15 protein-coding genes are annotated in these 18,877 nt (G+C 61.0%); 11 read left to right on the forward strand and 4 right to left on the reverse strand.

Annotation, left to right across the window (positions count from 1 at the left end):
• Nucleotide 1: 1 nt before the first annotated feature.
• The 3 genes from ACM6IO_RS09850 to ACM6IO_RS09860 form a co-directional block, all read right to left on the reverse strand.
• Nucleotides 2-523: a GNAT family N-acetyltransferase gene (locus ACM6IO_RS09850; RefSeq protein ID WP_414911371.1), complete on the reverse strand. Its 522-nt coding sequence runs from the start codon at nt 521-523 to the stop codon at nt 2-4.
• A gap of 82 nt (nt 524-605) precedes the next feature.
• Nucleotides 606-1,586 carry a LysR family transcriptional regulator gene (locus ACM6IO_RS09855; RefSeq protein ID WP_192227292.1) on the reverse strand — a complete coding sequence of 327 codons (981 nt, stop codon included), beginning with the start codon at nt 1,584-1,586 and terminating at the stop codon, nt 606-608.
• A gap of 75 nt (nt 1,587-1,661) precedes the next feature.
• The gene (locus ACM6IO_RS09860) at nt 1,662-2,102 is read right to left on the reverse strand and encodes a carboxymuconolactone decarboxylase family protein (RefSeq protein WP_008030139.1); all 441 of its coding nucleotides are present in this window, start codon (nt 2,100-2,102) and stop codon (nt 1,662-1,664) included.
• Between the two features lie 201 nt (nt 2,103-2,303).
• On the opposite strand from ACM6IO_RS09860, the gene ACM6IO_RS09865 reads away from it, so the two are divergent.
• The 4 genes from ACM6IO_RS09865 to ACM6IO_RS09880 all read left to right on the forward strand — a co-directional run bounded on the left by ACM6IO_RS09865 (nt 2,304) and on the right by ACM6IO_RS09880 (nt 5,721).
• Nucleotides 2,304-3,737, forward strand: coding sequence for a PLP-dependent aminotransferase family protein (locus ACM6IO_RS09865; protein WP_192227294.1), 1,434 nt, complete (start codon nt 2,304-2,306; stop codon nt 3,735-3,737).
• A 122-nt stretch (nt 3,738-3,859) separates the two neighbouring features.
• Nucleotides 3,860-4,153 (forward strand): putative quinol monooxygenase, encoded by a 294-nt coding sequence (locus ACM6IO_RS09870; protein ID WP_008042903.1) that lies wholly within the window; start codon nt 3,860-3,862, stop codon nt 4,151-4,153.
• Nucleotides 4,154-4,374: 221 nt separating this feature from the next.
• Entirely contained in the window at nt 4,375-4,785 is a 411-nt protein-coding gene (locus ACM6IO_RS09875) for a cupin domain-containing protein (RefSeq protein WP_414911372.1), read from the forward strand.
• A 225-nt stretch (nt 4,786-5,010) separates the two neighbouring features.
• Complete coding sequence (locus ACM6IO_RS09880) at nt 5,011-5,721, forward strand: ATPase (RefSeq protein WP_414911373.1); 711 nt, start codon at nt 5,011-5,013, stop codon at nt 5,719-5,721.
• A gap of 188 nt (nt 5,722-5,909) precedes the next feature.
• Here ACM6IO_RS09880 and ACM6IO_RS09885 read toward each other — a convergent pair whose 3' ends face one another.
• On the reverse strand, nt 5,910-10,814 hold the full coding sequence (locus tag ACM6IO_RS09885; protein WP_192496303.1) for an NAD-glutamate dehydrogenase: 4,905 nt from the start codon (nt 10,812-10,814) through the stop codon (nt 5,910-5,912).
• Nucleotides 10,815-11,317: 503 nt separating this feature from the next.
• Here ACM6IO_RS09885 and ACM6IO_RS09890 point away from each other — a divergent pair.
• The 7 genes from ACM6IO_RS09890 to ACM6IO_RS09920 all read left to right on the forward strand — a co-directional run bounded on the left by ACM6IO_RS09890 (nt 11,318) and on the right by ACM6IO_RS09920 (nt 18,790).
• Nucleotides 11,318-11,671: a hypothetical protein gene (locus ACM6IO_RS09890; protein ID WP_414911374.1), complete on the forward strand. Its 354-nt coding sequence runs from the start codon at nt 11,318-11,320 to the stop codon at nt 11,669-11,671.
• 276 nt (nt 11,672-11,947) lie between these two features.
• Nucleotides 11,948-12,907, forward strand: coding sequence for an AAA family ATPase (locus ACM6IO_RS09895; RefSeq protein WP_008030123.1), 960 nt, complete (start codon nt 11,948-11,950; stop codon nt 12,905-12,907).
• 5 nt (nt 12,908-12,912) lie between these two features.
• On the forward strand, nt 12,913-13,857 hold the full coding sequence (locus ACM6IO_RS09900) for a DUF58 domain-containing protein (RefSeq protein ID WP_008042897.1): 945 nt from the start codon (nt 12,913-12,915) through the stop codon (nt 13,855-13,857).
• Nucleotides 13,854-14,348 carry a DUF4381 domain-containing protein gene (locus tag ACM6IO_RS09905; RefSeq protein WP_414911375.1) on the forward strand — a complete coding sequence of 165 codons (495 nt, stop codon included), beginning with the start codon at nt 13,854-13,856 and terminating at the stop codon, nt 14,346-14,348. The genes ACM6IO_RS09900 and ACM6IO_RS09905 overlap by 4 nt, the downstream gene beginning before the upstream one ends.
• A complete protein-coding gene (locus ACM6IO_RS09910) occupies nt 14,341-15,420 on the forward strand; it encodes a vWA domain-containing protein (protein ID WP_192496301.1) in 1,080 nt (359 codons plus the stop codon). Before ACM6IO_RS09905 ends, ACM6IO_RS09910 begins: the two co-directional genes overlap by 8 nt.
• Complete coding sequence (locus ACM6IO_RS09915; RefSeq protein ID WP_414911376.1) at nt 15,417-17,153, forward strand: VWA domain-containing protein; 1,737 nt, start codon at nt 15,417-15,419, stop codon at nt 17,151-17,153. Before ACM6IO_RS09910 ends, ACM6IO_RS09915 begins: the two co-directional genes overlap by 4 nt.
• Nucleotides 17,150-18,790 (forward strand): BatD family protein, encoded by a 1,641-nt coding sequence (locus ACM6IO_RS09920; RefSeq protein WP_414911377.1) that lies wholly within the window; start codon nt 17,150-17,152, stop codon nt 18,788-18,790. Before ACM6IO_RS09915 ends, ACM6IO_RS09920 begins: the two co-directional genes overlap by 4 nt.
• Nucleotides 18,791-18,877: the final 87 nt, after the last annotated feature.

Genomic DNA, 18,877 nt, shown 5'->3' on the forward strand with positions numbered 1-18,877 from the left:
ATCAACCGGCCTTGGGCGTGCGGCGCAGACGCGCCATGCTCAAGGTGTCCACCAACACTCCGTCACGCACGGCGTAGTCCCGAAACAGGCCTTCGGTTTCAAAACCAAACTTGCGGTACAAACCGATGGCTGCTTCGTTGTCGGCGTACACCGACAGCTCGACCCGTTGCAGATTCATCCAGTTGTCGGCGATGTCCAGCGCGGTGGCCAGCAGTTTCGAGCCAACACCCTTGCCCTGCCAAGCCTCAGAGACTCCCATGCCGAAATTGGCGGCATGGCTACGACGTATGCGCGAAAACTGCTCAAGACCGATGTTGCCGATCACCCTCCCCTGACTCAGCGCCACCAGTTGCACATGCCGTTCGTTGACCGGATCCAGGCGTTTGCGCCAGACCTCGATGGACTGAAACGGCATTTGCAGCACTTGCCGGGTAATCGCTGGCTCGTTGTAAAGCGCGGTGATGCCTTCGAGGTGGGATTCGTTGAAGCGTTCAAGCGTAATGACAGCGTCAGTGACGGGCATGGTTGATTCATCCTTGATACAGACATGGCCGCCCACTCTACAACGCAATCTTCCAGCATGGCGAATACCAATGTGGGAGTGCTCAGGCTTCGAACCACTCCCGGCGCTCATTGAAGGTGTTTTGAATCAGCTCGACGATCATCTGCACCTGCGCCTCATCCTGCGACTGCGCATTGACCGCCATCCACACCTGGCGCTGCATCGGCTGGCCAAACAACCCCGGCAACGCGATGAGGCCACGGTCGAAATGGCTCATGTAACCAGGGAGCAAACCGATACAGGCGCTGCATCGGATCATCTCCAGCATCAGCTCGTAGGCATGCAGCTGCACCACCCCGGCGAGGCGCTGATCCACCAGCTCATTCCACGGCACAAAGCTCTCGACCTGACGATGAGGCTGCCATTGCACCAGCAGGAAATCAGCGAGGTCATCGAGGTTGTCCGGGCGTGACGCAGTGCGTGTATAACGCTTGGCAATGTGCGGCAGGTAGTCGAGCCGCGCCAGGCGTCGCGGCTCGCCGACGGCAAAACTCGGGCCCGGCAGCGGTGAATCGGTGCCGGCCAGCCACACCACGACATCGGCGCTGACGGCGCGCAGGGCCAGCTCGCTGTCGAGGGAAATGATCTCCAGACGCACGCTGGCGTTGCGGCGCAGCAAGGCCACCAGGTCGCGACCGAGGATGTCATGCAGGATCGATTCGGCGACGGCCAGGCGCACCAAGGGCTGTTCGATCACCGGCAAGTCGCGTTCATGGGCCAAGGCAATCAGCTGCGCCTGAAGCTGCAAGCCTTCACGACTGAGGGCAACCCCATTGTCGCCATGGCTGAACAGCGAGCACTGCAGGTGCGCTTCGAGTTGCGCCAACTGCTTGCGCAGCAACGTCGCCTTGATGTTGAGACTGCGCGACGCCTGCATGAAACAACCGCAGCGGGCACTGACCATGAACGCTTGCGCCAGTTGCGGGTCAAGCGCGGCGGCCTGCGCATGTATGGATGACGAGGTGTCTACCGGCGAGCGGTATTCGGCAGGGCTTTGGCGCCCGGCGGTTTCCATGAATGACATCAATGACTCCCTGTCGATCTGTCCTTTGAAAACCTCATCCTGCGCAACGTTCATGAACCTGATGTGACAGCGTCATCACGCGCTGGGGGACTGGCGGAAACTCACCGCCAGGCGATTCCAGCTGTTGATGGTGGTGACGGCGATGGTCAGGTCGACCATCTCGCTCTCGCTGAACTGTTCCCGGGCCTGGGCGTAGACGTCGTCCGGCACATGGCTTTGCGAGAGCAAGGTGACCGCTTCGGTCCAGGCCAGCGCCGCGCGCTCGCGCGGGTTGAAAAAGCCGCTGTCGCGCCAGACCACAATCGAATACAGACGCCGGTCGGTCTCGCCGAGGCGTCGCGCGTCCACCGAGTGCATGTCGGTGCAGAAGGCGCAGCCATTGAGCTGCGAGGCGCGGATCTTGATCAGGTGCAGCAGCGCCGGCTCGATGCTCAGGTTGCTGGTCAACGCCTCCATGGCGATCATCGCTTTCATCGCTTTGGGCGACGCGCTGTAGTAATCCAGACGGGAAGTCATGGCGTGCCTCGTGGATTGATAGATGTTTTCACGGTAAGCGCTGATGCGCCGGTGTTACAGATCCAATTGCGCGAAATACCGGTGGACCACTCCGAGCAGACCAATCCGCGGTTTTTCCCCCACGCAACTTCTGCACGGCGGCGCATGCGCGTAATCTGGCGCGACGCACACGTGCCTCAACCGCCCAGGAGCCCCGCCGGTATGGAACTTCATGTTGTCATCAACGGCCGCAAGGACCTGGCAGGCCAGTTGTACAACCAACTGCGCAGCGCCATCGAATCCGGTCGCCTGGCAGCCGGGACGCAACTGCCGCCCAGCCGTCTGCTGGCCGAACAGCTGGGCATCTCGCGCAAGACCATTTCCGACACGTACGCGCAACTGACCTATGAAAACTTCCTGACCGGGGTGATCGGCAAAGGCACCTACGTCAATGCCCGAACGGCCAAAGCGCAGCCCAAGCAAAGCCATTCGCAGTTGGCGAGCGCCGAGGTCATCGAGTCGTGGCGCAATTTGCCGGTGTTTTTGCGTCACCCGACGCTGGAAGGCTCGCTGCGTTATGACTTCATCGGTGGCGCCACCAGCAAGGGCCAGTTTCCGCAGGACGATTGGCGGCGCTGTACCTCCCACGCGCTGCGTCAGATGTCCGGCTCCAAAGGCTTCTACAGCTTGCCTGAAGGCCTGCCGGCGCTGCGCAATGCGATCGCCCGGCACATCGCGTTTTCCCGTGGGGTGAATTGCCAGGACGAAGACGTGGTGGTGTGCAACGGTGCGCAACAAGCGCTGGACCTGATCTCCCGCGTGATCACGCGCCCCGGCAGCATCGTCGCCATGGAAGACCCCGGTTACCCGCCCGCGCGCCTTCTGTTCGGCAGCCACGGCGCCACAGTGATCGGCGTACCGGTCGACGAAGACGGCATCCAGGTCGACAAAATCCCCCTTGGCACCCGGCTGATTTATGTCACGCCGTCCCACCAGTTTCCGCTCGGCATGCCGATGAGCCAGACACGTCGCGTGGCGCTGCTGGAGCGCGCCTACGAGTTGGGCGCGATCATCATCGAGGACGATTACGACAGTGAATTCCGCTACGAAGGCCGGCCCACCGACTCGCTGCAAAGCATGGATGAGCGCGGGATCGTCGCCTACGTCGGGACCTTTTCGAAAACCCTGCTGCCGGAACTGCGCCTCGGCTACGCGATTTTGCCGCCGGCGATACTCGAAGCGGTGATCCGTGCCAAGCAACTCACCGACCTGCACACCTCCACCCTGCCCCAATGGGCACTGGCCAAATTCATTGCCGAAGGCTGCTTGCTCAAGCACATCCGGCGCTGTCATACGATCTACGCCGGGCGTCGCGAACGCATCCTCACGCGCATCGCCGGTGACCTGTCTCCCTGGCTCGAAGCGATCCCGAGCACGGCAGGTTTTCACATGGTGCTTATGTGCAAAGTGCCTATCGATATGCCATTGCTGATCGAGCTGGCGAAAAAGGTCGAAGTCGGGCTGTATTCCATCGACACCTTTTACTACCAGCGGGCGCCGCAGGCCGGGCTTCTCATGGGGTTTGGCGCCATTGAAACCCTGGACATCGACACCGCGCTGGACCGCTTGCGTGACATTTTTCAGCAAATCGCCTGAGCGATTGGTCTGGGTTTTTATCCGGCAATTGGCTATTGGCGGTCCGCAAGTGCAGGCCTATCCTCGTAAGCGTTATCCCTCAATGAGCAGGATTCGTCCGGCCTGATTCAGGAGTGTGAGCAATGTCCAACGAAGTGATCAACACCGTAAAGGTGCAGGCCGCAGCCGGCCGCTCGGACGAACTGGGTAAGCAACTGCAAAAGATTGTCGAAACCCTGCGTGAACAACCGGGCTGCGAATCCTATATGGTCGACCGCTGCCCCGAGGACAGCAACCGCTGGAACGTCAGCGCCCGCTGGCAATCGGAAGCGGCCATGCAATCGCATTTCAACACCCCACAGGCGCAAGGTTTCATCGACCTGATCGATTGCCAATTGGCGAACGCCGTGGACTTCAACAGCTTCCCGATCCGTTAAACACCCCCCTGTAGGAGCCGGCTTGCTGGCGATAGCATCACCGCGGTGTACCTGATGCACCGCGGTGATGCTATCGCCAGCAAGCCGGCTCCTACAGGTTTTGCATTGCCTTGCGTAAATCCGGATTGGTCCCCTGACCTTCTGCTGAATTGGCTGTTTGATTGCGGTCACTGGCGGACTAACGTTGTTTGCGACAACTAACCCCCCGCAGGTGATGAATCATGAAAGTTTTGCGTTTATTGGCCACCCCGCTTGCCGTCCTCGTCCTGAGCGTTTCTGCCTCGGCATTCGCCCACGACCCTTCGGAAAAAGTCACGATTCTGCAAGATGAAGTACTGAAGAACGTCCCGGGCAAAAAGGCGCTGATGATCGAAGTCGACTACAAGCCGGGCCAGTCCTCCATCGCCCACAAGCACGAAGGCACCGCAATGGCGTATGTGATTTCGGGCTCGATCACTTCCCAGGTGAAAGGCGAGCAACCGAAAACCTACAAGGCTGGCGAGTACTGGTATGAAGCCGCCGGTTCGGAGCATCTGGTCTCGAAAAATGCCAGCGCAACCAAGCCGGCCAAACTCCTGGTGTTCATGGTGTTGTCCCCCGACGAGAAAGTGCTGATCCCATTGGAAAACTGATAGCTGAACGTACAGCCATAAATAAACAGGCCCGAATCGAAAGTTCGGGCCTTTTTATTGCCCGACGCAATTAACCGGCAACTTTTAAACCAAACAATACTATTGGCCACCTGACAAGTTCATGAATTGGCTATTTCATTCAGCCGCCACAGGTTTAGTCTGAAGTCACTGCCGACACCGGCAACTTTAACTTCCGACTCAAGTTGTTTCACTGGAGAGACACCCATGAAACTTGCACTTGTCAGCACCTTGTCGTTTGCCGCTGTTTTAACCGGCTGCTCAATTCCCACTGCACCGACGGCAGTTTCTTCACTCGACGGTATCTTCAGCGCACCCGTCGGCCGCAGCAACGCCACCCATGTCGCCAGCGGCGGACAGGTCTCGCTGGGCATCGTCTACAGCCGCAACACCCAGACTAACCGTGCCTACCTGCAGGACTATCAGGCCAATGCCGGCACCGGTTTCGGCCAGAGCCTGCTGGTGCAACCGATTCATGACGCCTACGTCGCCACCTCCAAACCCGATCTGGCGGTGGATTGGGTCAAGGCCTCGCTGCAACGCCAGTTCGGCTCGGTCACGGTGTACCCGGACATGCAAAGCCTCAGGGCGGCGAAACCGGACGTGGTCGCGATAGTCGACACCCGCAGCCAATTGATCACCTCGCGCAGTTCGGATATCAAGGCCGATGTAAGTGCGGATTTTTATGATACCAACTTCAATTACATCGGGACTGCACAAGGGCATGACGCCAAAGCATTGAGCCCGGTGTGGGCGGACTATAAACGCAGCGAAGAGATCGTGGCGGATATTAATGAACAGCAGAATGTGCAAGTTCGGGCATTGCAGAAGTTTGACCAGTCGCTCAGTAATTTATTGACCAGACCGACAGATAAAGTGTCGATGATTGATAACACATCAGTTCAGAAGTTGTATTGATACCAACGCCCCCTTCGCGGGCAAGCCTCGCTCCTACAGGTTTTGTGTCGAACACAGACCTTACAAACGACATAAATCTTGTAGGAGCGAGGCTTGCCCGCGAAGGGGCCCGCCTAAACACCACAAAACATTCAGACAAAAAAAAGCCCCGCATCTCTCAATGCGGGGCTTTTTCATTCAGCGACTGATCAGGCCGCCGGTTCCAGCTCGGCACTGGCAGTGACAGCAGCGGCAGGCATCACCGCTTGGCCGCTCAACGCCAGGTCCAGCAACTCACGGTTGGCTACCGCATACATCGCGTAGTCAGTACCGCTCGCTGCACGGATTTCCACCAGCATGGCGCGCCAGCGTTCGATCATGCCTTCGTTCTCTTCCATCCACAGCGCCAGGCGTGTTTCCACATCCTGAGTGCCGCCGCCCTGTTGCAGGACAGAGATGGTGATCGCACGTTGCTGCCAGTCGACGTCATCGCGGAACGCTTCACGGGCCAGGGCCTGCCAGTTGTTTTCAACCGGCAGAGCGCTGATCTGTTGCAGATACCAGGTGACGTCCAGCGCACTGCCCACGGCGAAGTAAGCTTTCGCCACGTCCGCAGGGTTCTGGCCGGTCACGTCGGAGGCCTCGATGATCGGCAGCAGCGTGTACAGGTGCGAAGTACCAGCCACCATCCGCGCCAGCAACTCCGGCACACCGGCTTCGACGTACGCCTGATAACGGGACTGCCAGTTTTCGTGGATCTCGCCGCTCAGCAGTTCGTCGAGCTTGAGACCCAGCTCCTTCAGGTGCGGACCGAAGTGCGCAACGTCACGGGCAGCGTTCTGCTCGTTGCGGCGGGCACGCAGGAACCAGCGCGTAGCGCGACGGCCCAGACGCATCAGCTCGTCCATCAGCTCCAGTTGCACGTCAGCGGAAACCTGGTAATCCAGGGCTTCGATCTGACGGAACCAGTGCGGGAGATGGAAGATGTCACGCACGATCACGTACGCACCGGCCACGTTCGCCGGGCTCATGCCGGTCGACTCTTTGAGTCGCTGAACGAAGGTGATGCCCATGTGGTTCACCAGATCGTTGGCGATCTGGGTGCTGACGATCTCGCGCTTCAGACGGTGACGACGCATGGCCTCGGAGAACTTGCTCACCAGTGTTGGCGGGAAAGCGGTTTCCATGTCGCGGGTCAGGTAGTCGTCGTCCGGTACACGGGAGTCCAGCAACTGCGCCTTGAGGTCGATCTTGCTGTAGGAGATCAGCACCGACAGCTCGGCACGGGTCAGGCCGTGGCCTTCCGCGAGGCGTTCGTTGATCGCGTCTTCCGACGGCAGGAACTCGATGGCGCGATCCAGCTTGCCACGGCCTTCCAGATCGTTCATCAGGCGCTTGTATTCGGCAATCCGCACGAAGGCACGGCGGGCCGCCAGGGACAGCGCTTGAGTCTGCTTGTAGTTGTTGCCCAGCACCAGGCTGCCGACTTCGTCGGTCATGCTCGCCAGCAACTGGTTACGTTGCTTGTCGGTCATGTCACCGGCGTGAACCACTTCGTTCAGCAGGATCTTGATGTTCACTTCGTGGTCGGAGCAATCCACGCCACCGGCGTTGTCGATGAAGTCGGTGTTGGAACCGCCGCCATTGAGGCCGAATTCGACACGACCCAATTGGGTCATACCGAGGTTACCGCCCTCGCCCACGACTTTGCAGCGCAGTTCGTTGCCGTTCACACGCAGTGCATCGTTGGCCTTGTCGCCGACATCGGCGTGGCTTTCGCTGCTGGCTTTGACGTAAGTACCGATACCGCCGTTCCACAACAGGTCTACCGGTGCCTTGAGCAAGGCATTCAGCAGTTCGGTCGGGGTCAGCTTGTCGGCCTGAATGTCGAAGCGCTCTTTCATCTGCGGGGAAATCGCGATGCTTTTCGCGCTACGCGAGAAGATCCCGCCGCCTTCCGACATGATGCTGGTGTCGTAATCCGACCATGCCGAACGTGGCAGATCGAACAGGCGCTGACGCTCGGCGAAGCTGTTCGCAGGCTCAGGGTTCGGGTCGATGAAGATGTGCAGGTGGTTGAACGCAGCGACCAGTTGCAGCTTGTCGGACATCAACAAACCGTTACCGAACACGTCACCGGCCATGTCGCCGACGCCAACCACGGTGATGCTGTCTTCCTGGACATTGATGCCGCGTTCGCGGAAGTGACGTTGTACGCCAACCCACGCGCCTTTGGCGGTGATGCCCATTTTCTTGTGGTCGTAACCGGCAGAACCGCCGGACGCGAACGCGTCACCCAGCCAGAAACCGTAGTCGATGGCAATGCCGTTGGCGATGTCGGAGAAGGTTGCAGTGCCCTTGTCCGCAGCGACCACCAGGTACGGGTCATCGTCGTCATGACGCACGACGTTGGCCGGCGGTACCAGTGCGCCGTCTTTCAGGTTGTCGGTGATGTCCAACAGGCCCGAAATGAAGATGCGGTAGCACGCGATGCCCTCGGCCGCGATCTCGTCACGGCTGCCGCCCAGAGGCAGGCGACGCGGCAGGAAGCCGCCCTTCGCGCCGACTGGCACGATGACCGAGTTCTTCACTTGCTGGGCTTTTACCAGGCCCAGGACTTCGGTACGGAAGTCTTCTTCACGGTCAGACCAGCGCAGACCGCCGCGAGCCACGTTGCCGAAGCGCAGGTGCACGCCTTCGACGCGAGGCGAGTAGACGAAGATTTCGAACTTCGGAACCGGCTTCGGCAGCTCTGGGATCTGGTGCGGGTTGAACTTGAAGCTGAAGTAGGACTTGTTCTGACCGTGTGCATCGGTCTGGTAGAAGTTGGTCCGCAGGGTCGCTTTGATCAGGTCGAGGTAGCGACGCAGGATGCGGTCTTCGTTCAACACCTGGACGTCGTCCAGTGCTGCCAGAATCGCGTGTTCCAGACGTTGCTGCTTGTCTTCCAGATCATCGGTGGCCAGCTTGCGCGCCAGGTAGAAACGGGTCTTGAACAACCGGGTCAACTCGCGAGCGATGTCGGTGTGGTTGTTCAGGGTGCTGGCGATGTAGCCGAGGTCGAAGCCCAGGCGAATCTGCTTCATGTAGCGTGCGTAGGCCCGCAGCAGCGCAACATCGCGCCATGGCAGGCCGGCGGTCAGTACCAGACGGTTGAATGCATCGTTCTCGGCATCGCCACGCACGATGTGGACGAAGGCGTCCTGCAAGGTGTCGTTGAGTTGCTGGATGTCGAGTTCCAGGCCTTCGGCGGCGGTGAACGCGAAATCGTGAATCCAGAACTCGCGGCCATTGTTGTGACGCAGGCGATACGGGAACTCACCCAGCACACGCAGGCCGAGGTTTTCCAGAATCGGCAACACGTCGGACAGGGCCAGCGGGGTATCGGCGTGATACAGCTTGCAGTGCAGCTCGCGCTGGCCGGAGACCTGACCCAGTGGCTGATAGAAGCTCATCACCAGTGGATTTTTTTCGTTCAGGCTCAGCAGGTGCTGCATGTCGACCACAGCCGAATGCGCAGCGAAACGCTCGCGGTAACCGGCCGGGAAGCCTTTCGGGAAGTCCGCCAGCACGTTGGTGCCGTGGGCTTCGCCGAAGCTTTCCACCACCAGGCTGGCGTAGTCGTCCTGCCAGCTGCGGCAGGCCTGGATCACTTCGTTTTCCAGTTGCAGCGGGTCGATGTCCAGACGGTTCTTCGGATCGACGCGCAGAATCAGTTGCACGCGGGCCAGTACGGACTCGGAGAAGAAGGTCCAGAACTCGCAGTCCGAGGCTTTCAGGCGATCCATCAGCACTTGCTGGATCTTCTGGCGCACTTCGGTGGAGTAGATGTCACGCGGCACGTAGGCCAGGCAGTAGCAGAAACGGCCGTACGGGTCTTTGCGCAGGAACACGCGAATCTTGTTGCGTTCCTGGATCTGCACGATCGACATCACGGTGCTGAACAACTCGTCGACCGGGGTCTGGAACAGGTCATCACGCGGCAGCACTTCGACCACCTGCGCCAGTTCCTTGCCCAGGTGAGCCTTGGCCTGGAAGCCGGAGCGGCGTTCGATCTCTTCGACCTTGCGGCGGATGTACGGAATGACCCGCACGCTCTCGCCATACACCGACGAGGTGTACAGGCCCATGAAACGGCATTCCTTGATGACCTTGCCGTCGGCGTCGATCTCGCGGATCGACACGTAGTCCGGGTAAGCCGGACGGTGTACACGGCTTGGGTGCGCAGCCTTGGCGAACGACAGCAGGGTCGGTTCGCGCAGGTAGTTCACGGCGTAGTCTTCGATGCGCAGGTCATCGTAGGTCAGGCCGGTGCGCAGCAGTTTGGTCAGGCCGAGGAAGGAATTCTGGTCGTAAACGATGTGGCCGCCATCGGCTTCATCCTGAACCACGAACTCTTCGTAGCCGAGGAAGGTGAAGTGGTTGCCCACCAGCCATTCCAGGAAGCTTTTGATTTCAGCTTTTTCTTCGCCGTCGACCGCAAATTTGCTGTTGTCGAGGCCGGTCAGGATTTCCTGGACCTTGGCTTTCATCGGCTCGAAATCGGCAACCGCGACGCGGACTTCACCGAGAACCTGTTCCAGCTCTTTGCTCAGGACATTCAGTTCTGCGGTGTTCGCGCAACGGTCGATTTCCAGGTACATCAGGGATTCTTGCAGGATCCCTTCGCCCTGGGTGCCTTTAGGAAGGATTTCCAGCAACTCGCCTTTGCTGCCGCGACGCACGCTCAGCACAGTGGTTTGCAGGGTATGAATGCTGTAGCCGCGACGGTTCAGCTCGGTACGCACCGAGTCCACCAGGAAAGGCAGGTCGTGGTGCAGCACTTCGACCGCGGTGTGGGTCGACTGCCAGCCGTGGCGTTCGTAATCAGGGTTGAAGACGCGAACCTGCGGTTGCGCGTGATCGAAGCGCTCAAGCAGGCGCCACGCAGAAAGGGTGCAGCCGGCGAGGTCGGACAGCCGACGCTGGGTCAGCTCGTCAAGGGAAATGATGCCGAAGAATTGTTCAGCGAACAGCGCCACTTGTGGCAGTGCCTGTTCACTGATGTGCTGCGCCAGTGCCGCTTGCAGTTGGTGCTGGAAGTCGGCTTTGCTGGCTGCGGTGAAGAACGCCATCTGTGGTACTCCGCTTGGGCTTGTTATTGATGGAAGCGTCGCGTGCAAAACCCCTTTCGGGGCGATCCGTCACCCGGTTCCTGATTCTCGGGCAGAGGAAACAGGGTGACAGGTGGGTGAAGCTGGACGAGACACTCAGGTCACATTCACCTTCCATGAATGGGCATCTGCAAAAACGACTGGCAGATCGACAGCGCAATGTCTTTACAGGTGCTCATCCGTTGCGCAGCTTAACCAGTGCGGCAAGGCCCGTGCTTGCAGCGCTGCGACATATTCGGTCATCGGCACGCAGCCAACGCCCTGCGTATCGGACAACACTAGCAGCCGTGTAGGAAATTGGGCGTTTTATGCCCGGATTTACAGCACCTTCGTGCCAGAAATGACCAACAGCGCCCTGAATGTTCACGTCACATTCTCTGACAGTCAGCCGAGCAGAAATTCCCGAGGGCTGGCAGAATTGCCTTTTGTTGTGTTCACAACGCTCGCCGAGCCAGGAAATACCCATGAAAATGACCACCGCCCTGTTGATCGTCAACCCGTGTGACGAGGAAGAAGACAACATGGCCATGCTCGCCTGCCACAACGATCAGGGTGAAATGTTCCTGATGAGCCGCTACCCGGACGAGGACGAGCTGGAGATCACCCTTGATGGCGAACCTTCGACGCTGGACGGCGTGAAAGTGACGCTGAGCCCTACTCGCTTGCTGATCGAAATCGCTGCGGCGGATGCGGATGCGTTGAATGGGGATGATGTGCTGGAGATTACGCACAGCACCGATGCGGGTGATTTGGCGGAAGTGGAAGAAACGTTGCAGAACATTCTCAAGGGTACCGGCACTTATATCAGCGAGCTTTGATGGTGTTTGAGCGGGCCTATTCGCGGGCAAGCCTCGCTCCTACAGGTTTAGGCCGAGCGCAATATTGCGGCTACCCTGATCCTGTAGGAGCGAGGCTTGCCCGCGAAGGCTTCCGTAAAATCGCCACATTCCCCGAAACAACATCGATAACCCGCCTCCTGCGCACATTTGCACAAAATGCCGTTAGTCGCCGCCCCCCGCGATAGATTAAAGTAACGCCCCCAGCCCTGGCGTTATTCGAACGTCTTCGGTCACCCTTTCCAGGAACAGTCATCGATGGAACATCGTGAAGCGCTGCTCGCGCTGCGAACCTTTCTTTCAACGCAGATTCTCGGCCAGGAAAAACTCATCGAGCGCTTGCTCATCGCCCTGCTTGCCGACGGCCACATGCTGGTCGAGGGCGCTCCCGGCCTGGCCAAGACCAAGGCCATCAAAGAACTCGCCGAAGGCATCGAAGCCCAGTTCCATCGCATCCAGTTCACCCCTGACCTGTTGCCTGCCGACATCACCGGCACGGAAATCTATCGCCCGGAAACCGGCAGTTTCGTGTTCCAGCAAGGCCCGATCTTCCACAACCTGGTATTGGCGGACGAAATCAACCGTGCCCCGGCCAAGGTTCAGTCGGCTTTGCTTGAAGCCATGGGCGAGCGTCAGGTCAGTGTCGGGCGCAGCACCTACGAGCTGTCGCCGCTGTTCCTGGTGATGGCCACGCAAAACCCGATCGAGCAGGAAGGCACTTACCCGCTGCCCGAAGCGCAGCTGGACCGCTTCCTGATGCACGTGAAAATCGGCTTCCCGGACGCCACCGTCGAACGCCGCATCCTGCAACAGGCCCGTGGCGAAGCCTTGAACGGTGAAACCAAACCGGAGCGCCGGGTCAGCCAGCAGGCCATTTTCGCCGCCCGCAAGGAAATCCTCGGTCTGTACATGGCCGACGCCGTGGAGGAATACCTGGTGCAACTGGTCATGGCCACGCGCACACCGGCCAAGTTCGACCCGGAGATGGCCGAGTGGATTGCCTACGGCGCCAGCCCGCGCGGTTCGATTGCCCTCGACCGCTGTGCCCGCGCCCACGCCTGGCTGGCCGGTCGCGACTTCGTCAGCCCGGAAGACATTCAAGCGGTGCTGTTCGACGTCTTGCGTCACCGCATCATTCTGTCCTTTGAAGCCGAAGCCGCTGGCATCGACCAGGACCGGGTGGTCCAGCGGATTCTCGACGTCGTAGCCGTCGCTTGACCCCGATGAACGTCATTCTGCCGCCCGAGCCGGGCATCCGCGTCAGCCTCGCCGAGCTGATCGAGATGCGCCATCGCGTGCGTGAAGTGCAGCTGTTTTCCACGCCGAGCCAGCGCAGCCCGCTGATCGGCCTGCACCACTCCAAACTGCGTGGCCGTGGCGTCGACTTCGATCAGGTGCGGGTCTATCAGGCCGGCGACGACGTGCGCAGCATCGACTGGCGCGTCACCGCCCGAACCCAGGAACCGCACACCAAGCTGTTCCACGAAGAACGCGAGCGGCCGATTTTCATCATGGTCGAACAGAGCCGACGGCTGTTTTTCGGTTCGGGGCTGATGTTCAAATCGGTGCTCGCCGCCCAGGCCGCCAGCCTGATCGGCTGGGCCGCGCTCGGCCATAACGATCGGGTCGGCGGGCTGGTGTTCGGCGATAACGAACACTACGAAATCAAGCCCCGGCGCAGCAAACAAAGCCTGCTGCAATTTCTCAACCGGCTGGTGCGTGTCAATCAATCATTGCACACCGAAAGCGAGCAGAACCGCGATGCCCTCAACCTGGCCTTGCGTCGTGCCCGGGAGGTGCTGCGCCCCGGCAGCCTGGTAATCGTGATTTGCGACGAGCGCGCACTGACTGAGGGCTCCGAGCAGCAACTGAGCCTGCTGTCGCGCCATTGCGACCTGTTGCTGCTGCCACTGTCCGACCCACTGGACCATGCCCTGCCCGCTGCCGGCCTTTTGCGCTTTGCCGAACGCGGCGCGCAACTGGAACTCGACACGCTGAATTTCGACCTGCGCCAGACCTACCGCGCCCAGGCCGAAGCGCGCATCGCCCATTGGGAACTGCTCGCGCAAAAACTGCGGGTGTTGTTGATGCCCCTGAGCACCCAGAGCGAGATGGTCGAACAACTGCGCGAGTACCTGAACCCGCAAAAACCGGGGAAATATCGATGAGCAGCCTCGATCAACTGCAACCGCTGATTTCCCCGCCGCCGATTGGCTTCTGGCCACCGGCACCGGGCTGGTGGTTTTTGCTGTTGTTACTGCCGCTGATCGGCTTCAGCCTGTGGAAGGCCCGGCGTTTCCTGCCGAACAAGCGCCCCATCGTGCGCGCCGAACAACCGCTGGACCCGGTGCGCATCGCCGCACTGGCCGAACTGGCGCTGATGCCCAAACCTTACGACGGCGCACCGGCCGGTGCCTGGCTGCAGCAACTCAATGGCTTGCTCAAACGCCTGTGCCGCAACCATTACCCCTACAGCCAGAGCCACACCCTCAACGGGCGCAAATGGCTGGCGTTTCTCGACAACCGTTGCCCGGCCGCCGGGCTGACTCGCTGGATGGTACTGGTCGAAGGCGCCTACAAACCCGAATGCAAACTCGACGACAAGGCCATCGCCGGCCTGACCCAAGCCGTCGACACGTGGATTCGCAAACATGTTTGAGTTCGCCTGGCCGTGGATCTTCGCCCTGCTGCCGCTGCCGTGGTTGATGCGCATCGTGCTGCCGGTGGCCGACAGCGGCGAACCGGCGCTAAAAGTCAGTTTCCTCAGTGACCTCGAAGGCCTGGCCCGACGCCGTGCCCGGGCCAACCTGCCAGCCTGGCGGCAACAAGCGCCGTTCATCCTGTTGTGGCTGTTTTTGCTGATCGCCGCAGCGCGCCCGCAATGGCTCGGCGAACCGTTGCCGATTGCCGCCAGTGGCCGTGACCTGCTGGTGGCGGTGGACGTTTCCGGCTCCATGGATTTCCCCGACATGCAGTGGCAGGACGAGGAAGTCAGCCGCCTTACGCTGGTGCAACATTTGCTCGGTGATTTTCTGGAGCGACGCGAAGGCGACCGTGTCGGCCTGATCCTGTTCGGCAGCAGAGCGTACCTGCAGGCCCCGCTGACTTTTGACCGGCGCACCGTGCGGGTCTGGCTCGACGAAGCGCGCATCGGCATCGCCGGCAAGAACACCGCCATCGGCGACGCCATCGGTCTCGCGCTCAAACGCCTGCGCCTGCGTCCGGCGCAAAGCCGTGTGCTGATTCTGGTCACCGATGGTGCCAACAACGGCGGCGAAATCGACCCGCTGACCGCCGCGCGGCTGGCGGCCAAGGAAGGCGTGAAAATCTACCCGATCGGCATCGGCGCCGATCCCGAGCAAAGCGGCACCGCAGGATTCCTCGGCATCAACCCGAGCCTGGACCTCGACGAGCCTGCGCTGAAGGCCATTGCCGCCGCCACGGGCGGCCAGTATTTCCGCGCTCGCGACGGCAAGGAACTGCAAACGATCAAGGAAACCCTCGATCAACTGGAACCCGTGACCCAGCAACCGACCCAGGCCCGCCCGGCGCAGGCGTTGTATCACTGGCCGTTGGCGATGGCGCTGCTGTTGAGCCTGTTGCTGGTGGCGCGCGAACGCTGGCCGGATAACCCGTTGCAACGCCTGTTTACCAAGGATCTGTTCTTGCAAACGCAACTGCCTGACTGGCGTCAGCGACTCAAGCGCCTGCGCCTGCGGAGGCGCCGATGAGTGCGCTGTGGCCTTACTGGTTCCGCCCCTGGTGGCTGCTGCTGTTGCCGCTGCTCGGCTGGTTGCTCTGGCAACTCTGGCATCGACAGAAGCGCGCCGGGCGCTGGCAGATGATTCTGCCGCCGGCCTTTCATTCTGCGCTGCTCAGTGGCGGCAACGGTCGCGACAGCAAATTGCCGTGGGTCGCCCTCGGTGTGGCGTGGCTGCTGACGATTCTGGCGCTGTTGGGGCCGAGCTGGGAGCGCGTCGAGCAAGCCAGCCAGAAACCCGCCGACCCGCTGGTGGTGATCCTTGAGCTGACCCCGGAGATGCTCGCCACCGACGTGACGCCAAACCGACTGGAACAGGCCCGGCGCAAGCTGTTCGACCTGCTGCAAAACCGCAGCGACGCCCAGACCGCCATCGTCGTCTACGCCGGCAGCGCACACACGCTGGTGCCGCTGTCGGATGACCTGTCTACCAGCCGCAATCTGCTGGAGGCGCTCAAACCGTCGTTGATGCCCCAGACCGGCCATCGCGCCGATCTCGCGGTGACCAAGGCCCTTGCGCTGCTGAGTCAAGGCGCGCTGGGTGACGGCCGGATTCTGCTGATCGGCTCGTCTCTGACCGAACTGGAACGCGAAGGCATTCAGCAGGCGCTGGACGGCAAGGCGACCCGGTTTTTGATGCTCGGCATCGGCACCGCCGAAGGCGCGCCGATCACTCAGGAGGACGGCAGTTTCCTCAAGGATGATCAGGGCGCGATTCTGGTGCCGCACCTCGACGAGCCGAACCTGAAAGCGTTCGTCAACGGCCTCGATGGGCGCTATCGCCACGCGCGCTTGGACGATGCTGACCTGCGCGCCCTCGGCTTGCTCGATGGCCCGCGCAACTTGCGCAATGACGGCCAGACCCTGCGTCTCGATAGCTGGGCCGATCAGGGCTATTGGCTGTTGTTGCCGCTGTTATTGCTGGCGGCCTGCGCCGGGCGACGCGGCTGGTTGCTCTGCCTGCCGCTGCTGTTCCTGTTGCCGCAGCCGAGCCATGCCTTCGACTTCGAAGACTTGTGGTTGCGCCCTGACCAGCAAGGCCTGCATCTGTTGAAAAAGAAGCGTCCGGCCGAGGCCGCGCAACATTTCGAGGATCGGCAATGGCAAGGCGTGGCGCTCTACGAGGCCGGCGACTACAGTGGCGCCGCCCAGCGGTTCGCCGAAGGCAATGATGCCCACGCCCACTACAATCGTGGCAACGCCCTGGCCAAAGGCGGTGAGTTGGAAGCAGCGCTGGATGCTTACGATCAGGCACTGGAGCGGCAACCGGATCTGCGTCCGGCGCAGACCAACAAGGCCTTGGTGGAAAGCCTGATCAAGCAGAAAAACACACCGGCGCCCGTTGAACCGGACAAAACCGAAGGCGACGAGACCGGGACCCCGCAGGAACCACCGCCGGGCGCAGCCACCCAACAGTCGAACAGTGGCGAACCGAAGTCCGATGCCCAGACCACGGCACCCGATGCAGAACAGTCGGATACGACACCGGCGCGCCCCGGCACCAATGAGGTGCCCGGCAGCGAGTTGGGCGACGAACAAAGCACCACCCCGCCGTTGCGCCCTGCCAGCGATACCATCGATGGCGAACAGCGCCAGGCGCTGGAACAATGGCTGCGCAAGATCCCGGACGACCCGGGCGAATTGCTCAGGCGCAAATTCTGGTACGAACAGCAGCAACATCAGGATCAGGAAAAAACCCGATGACCCGCTTCACCGCTTTCATGCTTGCACTGTTTATCTGGACCGTTCAGGCCCAGGCTGCGCAACTGGTCGCCAGTGTCGACCGCAGTCGCCTGAACTCCGGCGAAACGGTCGAGCTGACCCTGGAGTCCAACGATGTCACCCAGTTCGGCAAGCCTGACCTGACGGCGCTGGAGCCGCTGTTTGAAGTGCGCGGCACCCGCCAGGTCAACCAGTTGACGACCCTTAACGGCGGCAACGGCGCCACCACCCGCTGGATCATCACCCTGCTACCTCGCCAGAACGGCAGCGTGGTGATTCCGTCGCTGCAACTGGGCGATGTGCAGAGCCAGCCGATCACCTTGCAAGTGGTCGAGAGCGAAACCCAGGACAGCACGCAAAAACTGGCCCCGGTATTCATCGAAGCCAGCCTCGATCAAAACAGCGTGTACGTGCAGGCCCAGGCGCTCCTGACCTTGCGCATCTACCATTCCGTGTCGCTGTATGACGACAGCAGCCTGACTCCGCTGCAGATTCCCGATGCGCGCATCGAGCAGTTGGGCGAGTCGCGCACTTACGAAAAAGACATCAACGGCCTGCGCCATGGCGTGATCGAATTGCGCTACGCGATCTACCCGCAACACAGCGGCCAGTTGACCATTCCGGCGCAGGTTTTCAGCGCCACGCTGGTGGACGCGCAGCCGGCCAAGGACGTCGAGTCCCAGGTGCCGAAATCCGGCAAATTGATGCGTGTCAGCTCGGTCGAACTTCCGCTGACCGTCAAGCCGAAACCTGCCACTTACCCGGCTGACGTGCCTTGGCTGCCGGCCCGCAGCCTGACCCTGAGCGAGAGCTGGAATCCGGAACCGGATCACACGCAAGTGGGTGACTCGCTGACTCGCAGCCTGATTTTGGAAGCCGAAGGATTGGCCAGTTCACAACTGCCGCCATTGCCGGCCACCGATGTCAACGGCTTGCGGCGTTATCCGGATCAGCCGGTGCTGGTCAACCAGAATAGCGAGCGTGGCCTGATCGGCAGCCGCGAAGACCGTGAGGCGCTGGTGCCTGTTCAGCGGGGGAACGTCGAGTTGCCGGCTGTGGATGTGGTCTGGTGGAACACCTTTGAAGATCATCTGGAACACAGCAGCCTGCCGGCGCGGACGCTGCAAGTGGTGAACAATCCTGGCTTGATGGTTGATACCCCGGCCGGCACGCCGCTGGTCATTTCCCCTGCCGACAATGAAGCGCTCTGGTGGTGGAAACTCAGCACCGTCATTCTCGCCTGCACCACCCTGCTGGGTTTCGGCCTCTGGTGGCGTGCCCGCTGGCAACCGGCGATCCTGCGCGCGGCCCAGACCGGCCCGAGCCCGCGTACCGTGCTCGACGACCTCAAGCGCGCCTGTCAGGCCAACGACTCCCACGCCACCCGCCAGGCCCTCGACGCCTGGGCCCGGCAACAACCGGAAACCCTGGCCGACATGGCGGCGCGATTCGTGCCGCTGTCGGACGCGCTGGATGGTTTGAACGGGGCGCTGTACAGCGAAACCGGCCAGCATTGGCAAGGTGAAGAACTGTGGCGCGCGATCAAGGCAATCCCGATTGCCGAGCGGGTTCAAGACCCGGTCGGCGACAGCGGCCTGCCACCGCTCTACCCGAAGTAACCCCAATCCTGTAGGAGCCGGCTTGCCGGCGAAGCGATCCCGAGTTCCGCGTCGCGCTCAAGGCCGCCTTCGCGGGCAAGCCTCGCT

It is taken from the genome of Pseudomonas sp. IT-P44 (assembly GCF_949768225.1).
GTDB lineage: Bacteria > Pseudomonadota > Gammaproteobacteria > Pseudomonadales > Pseudomonadaceae > Aquipseudomonas > Aquipseudomonas migulae.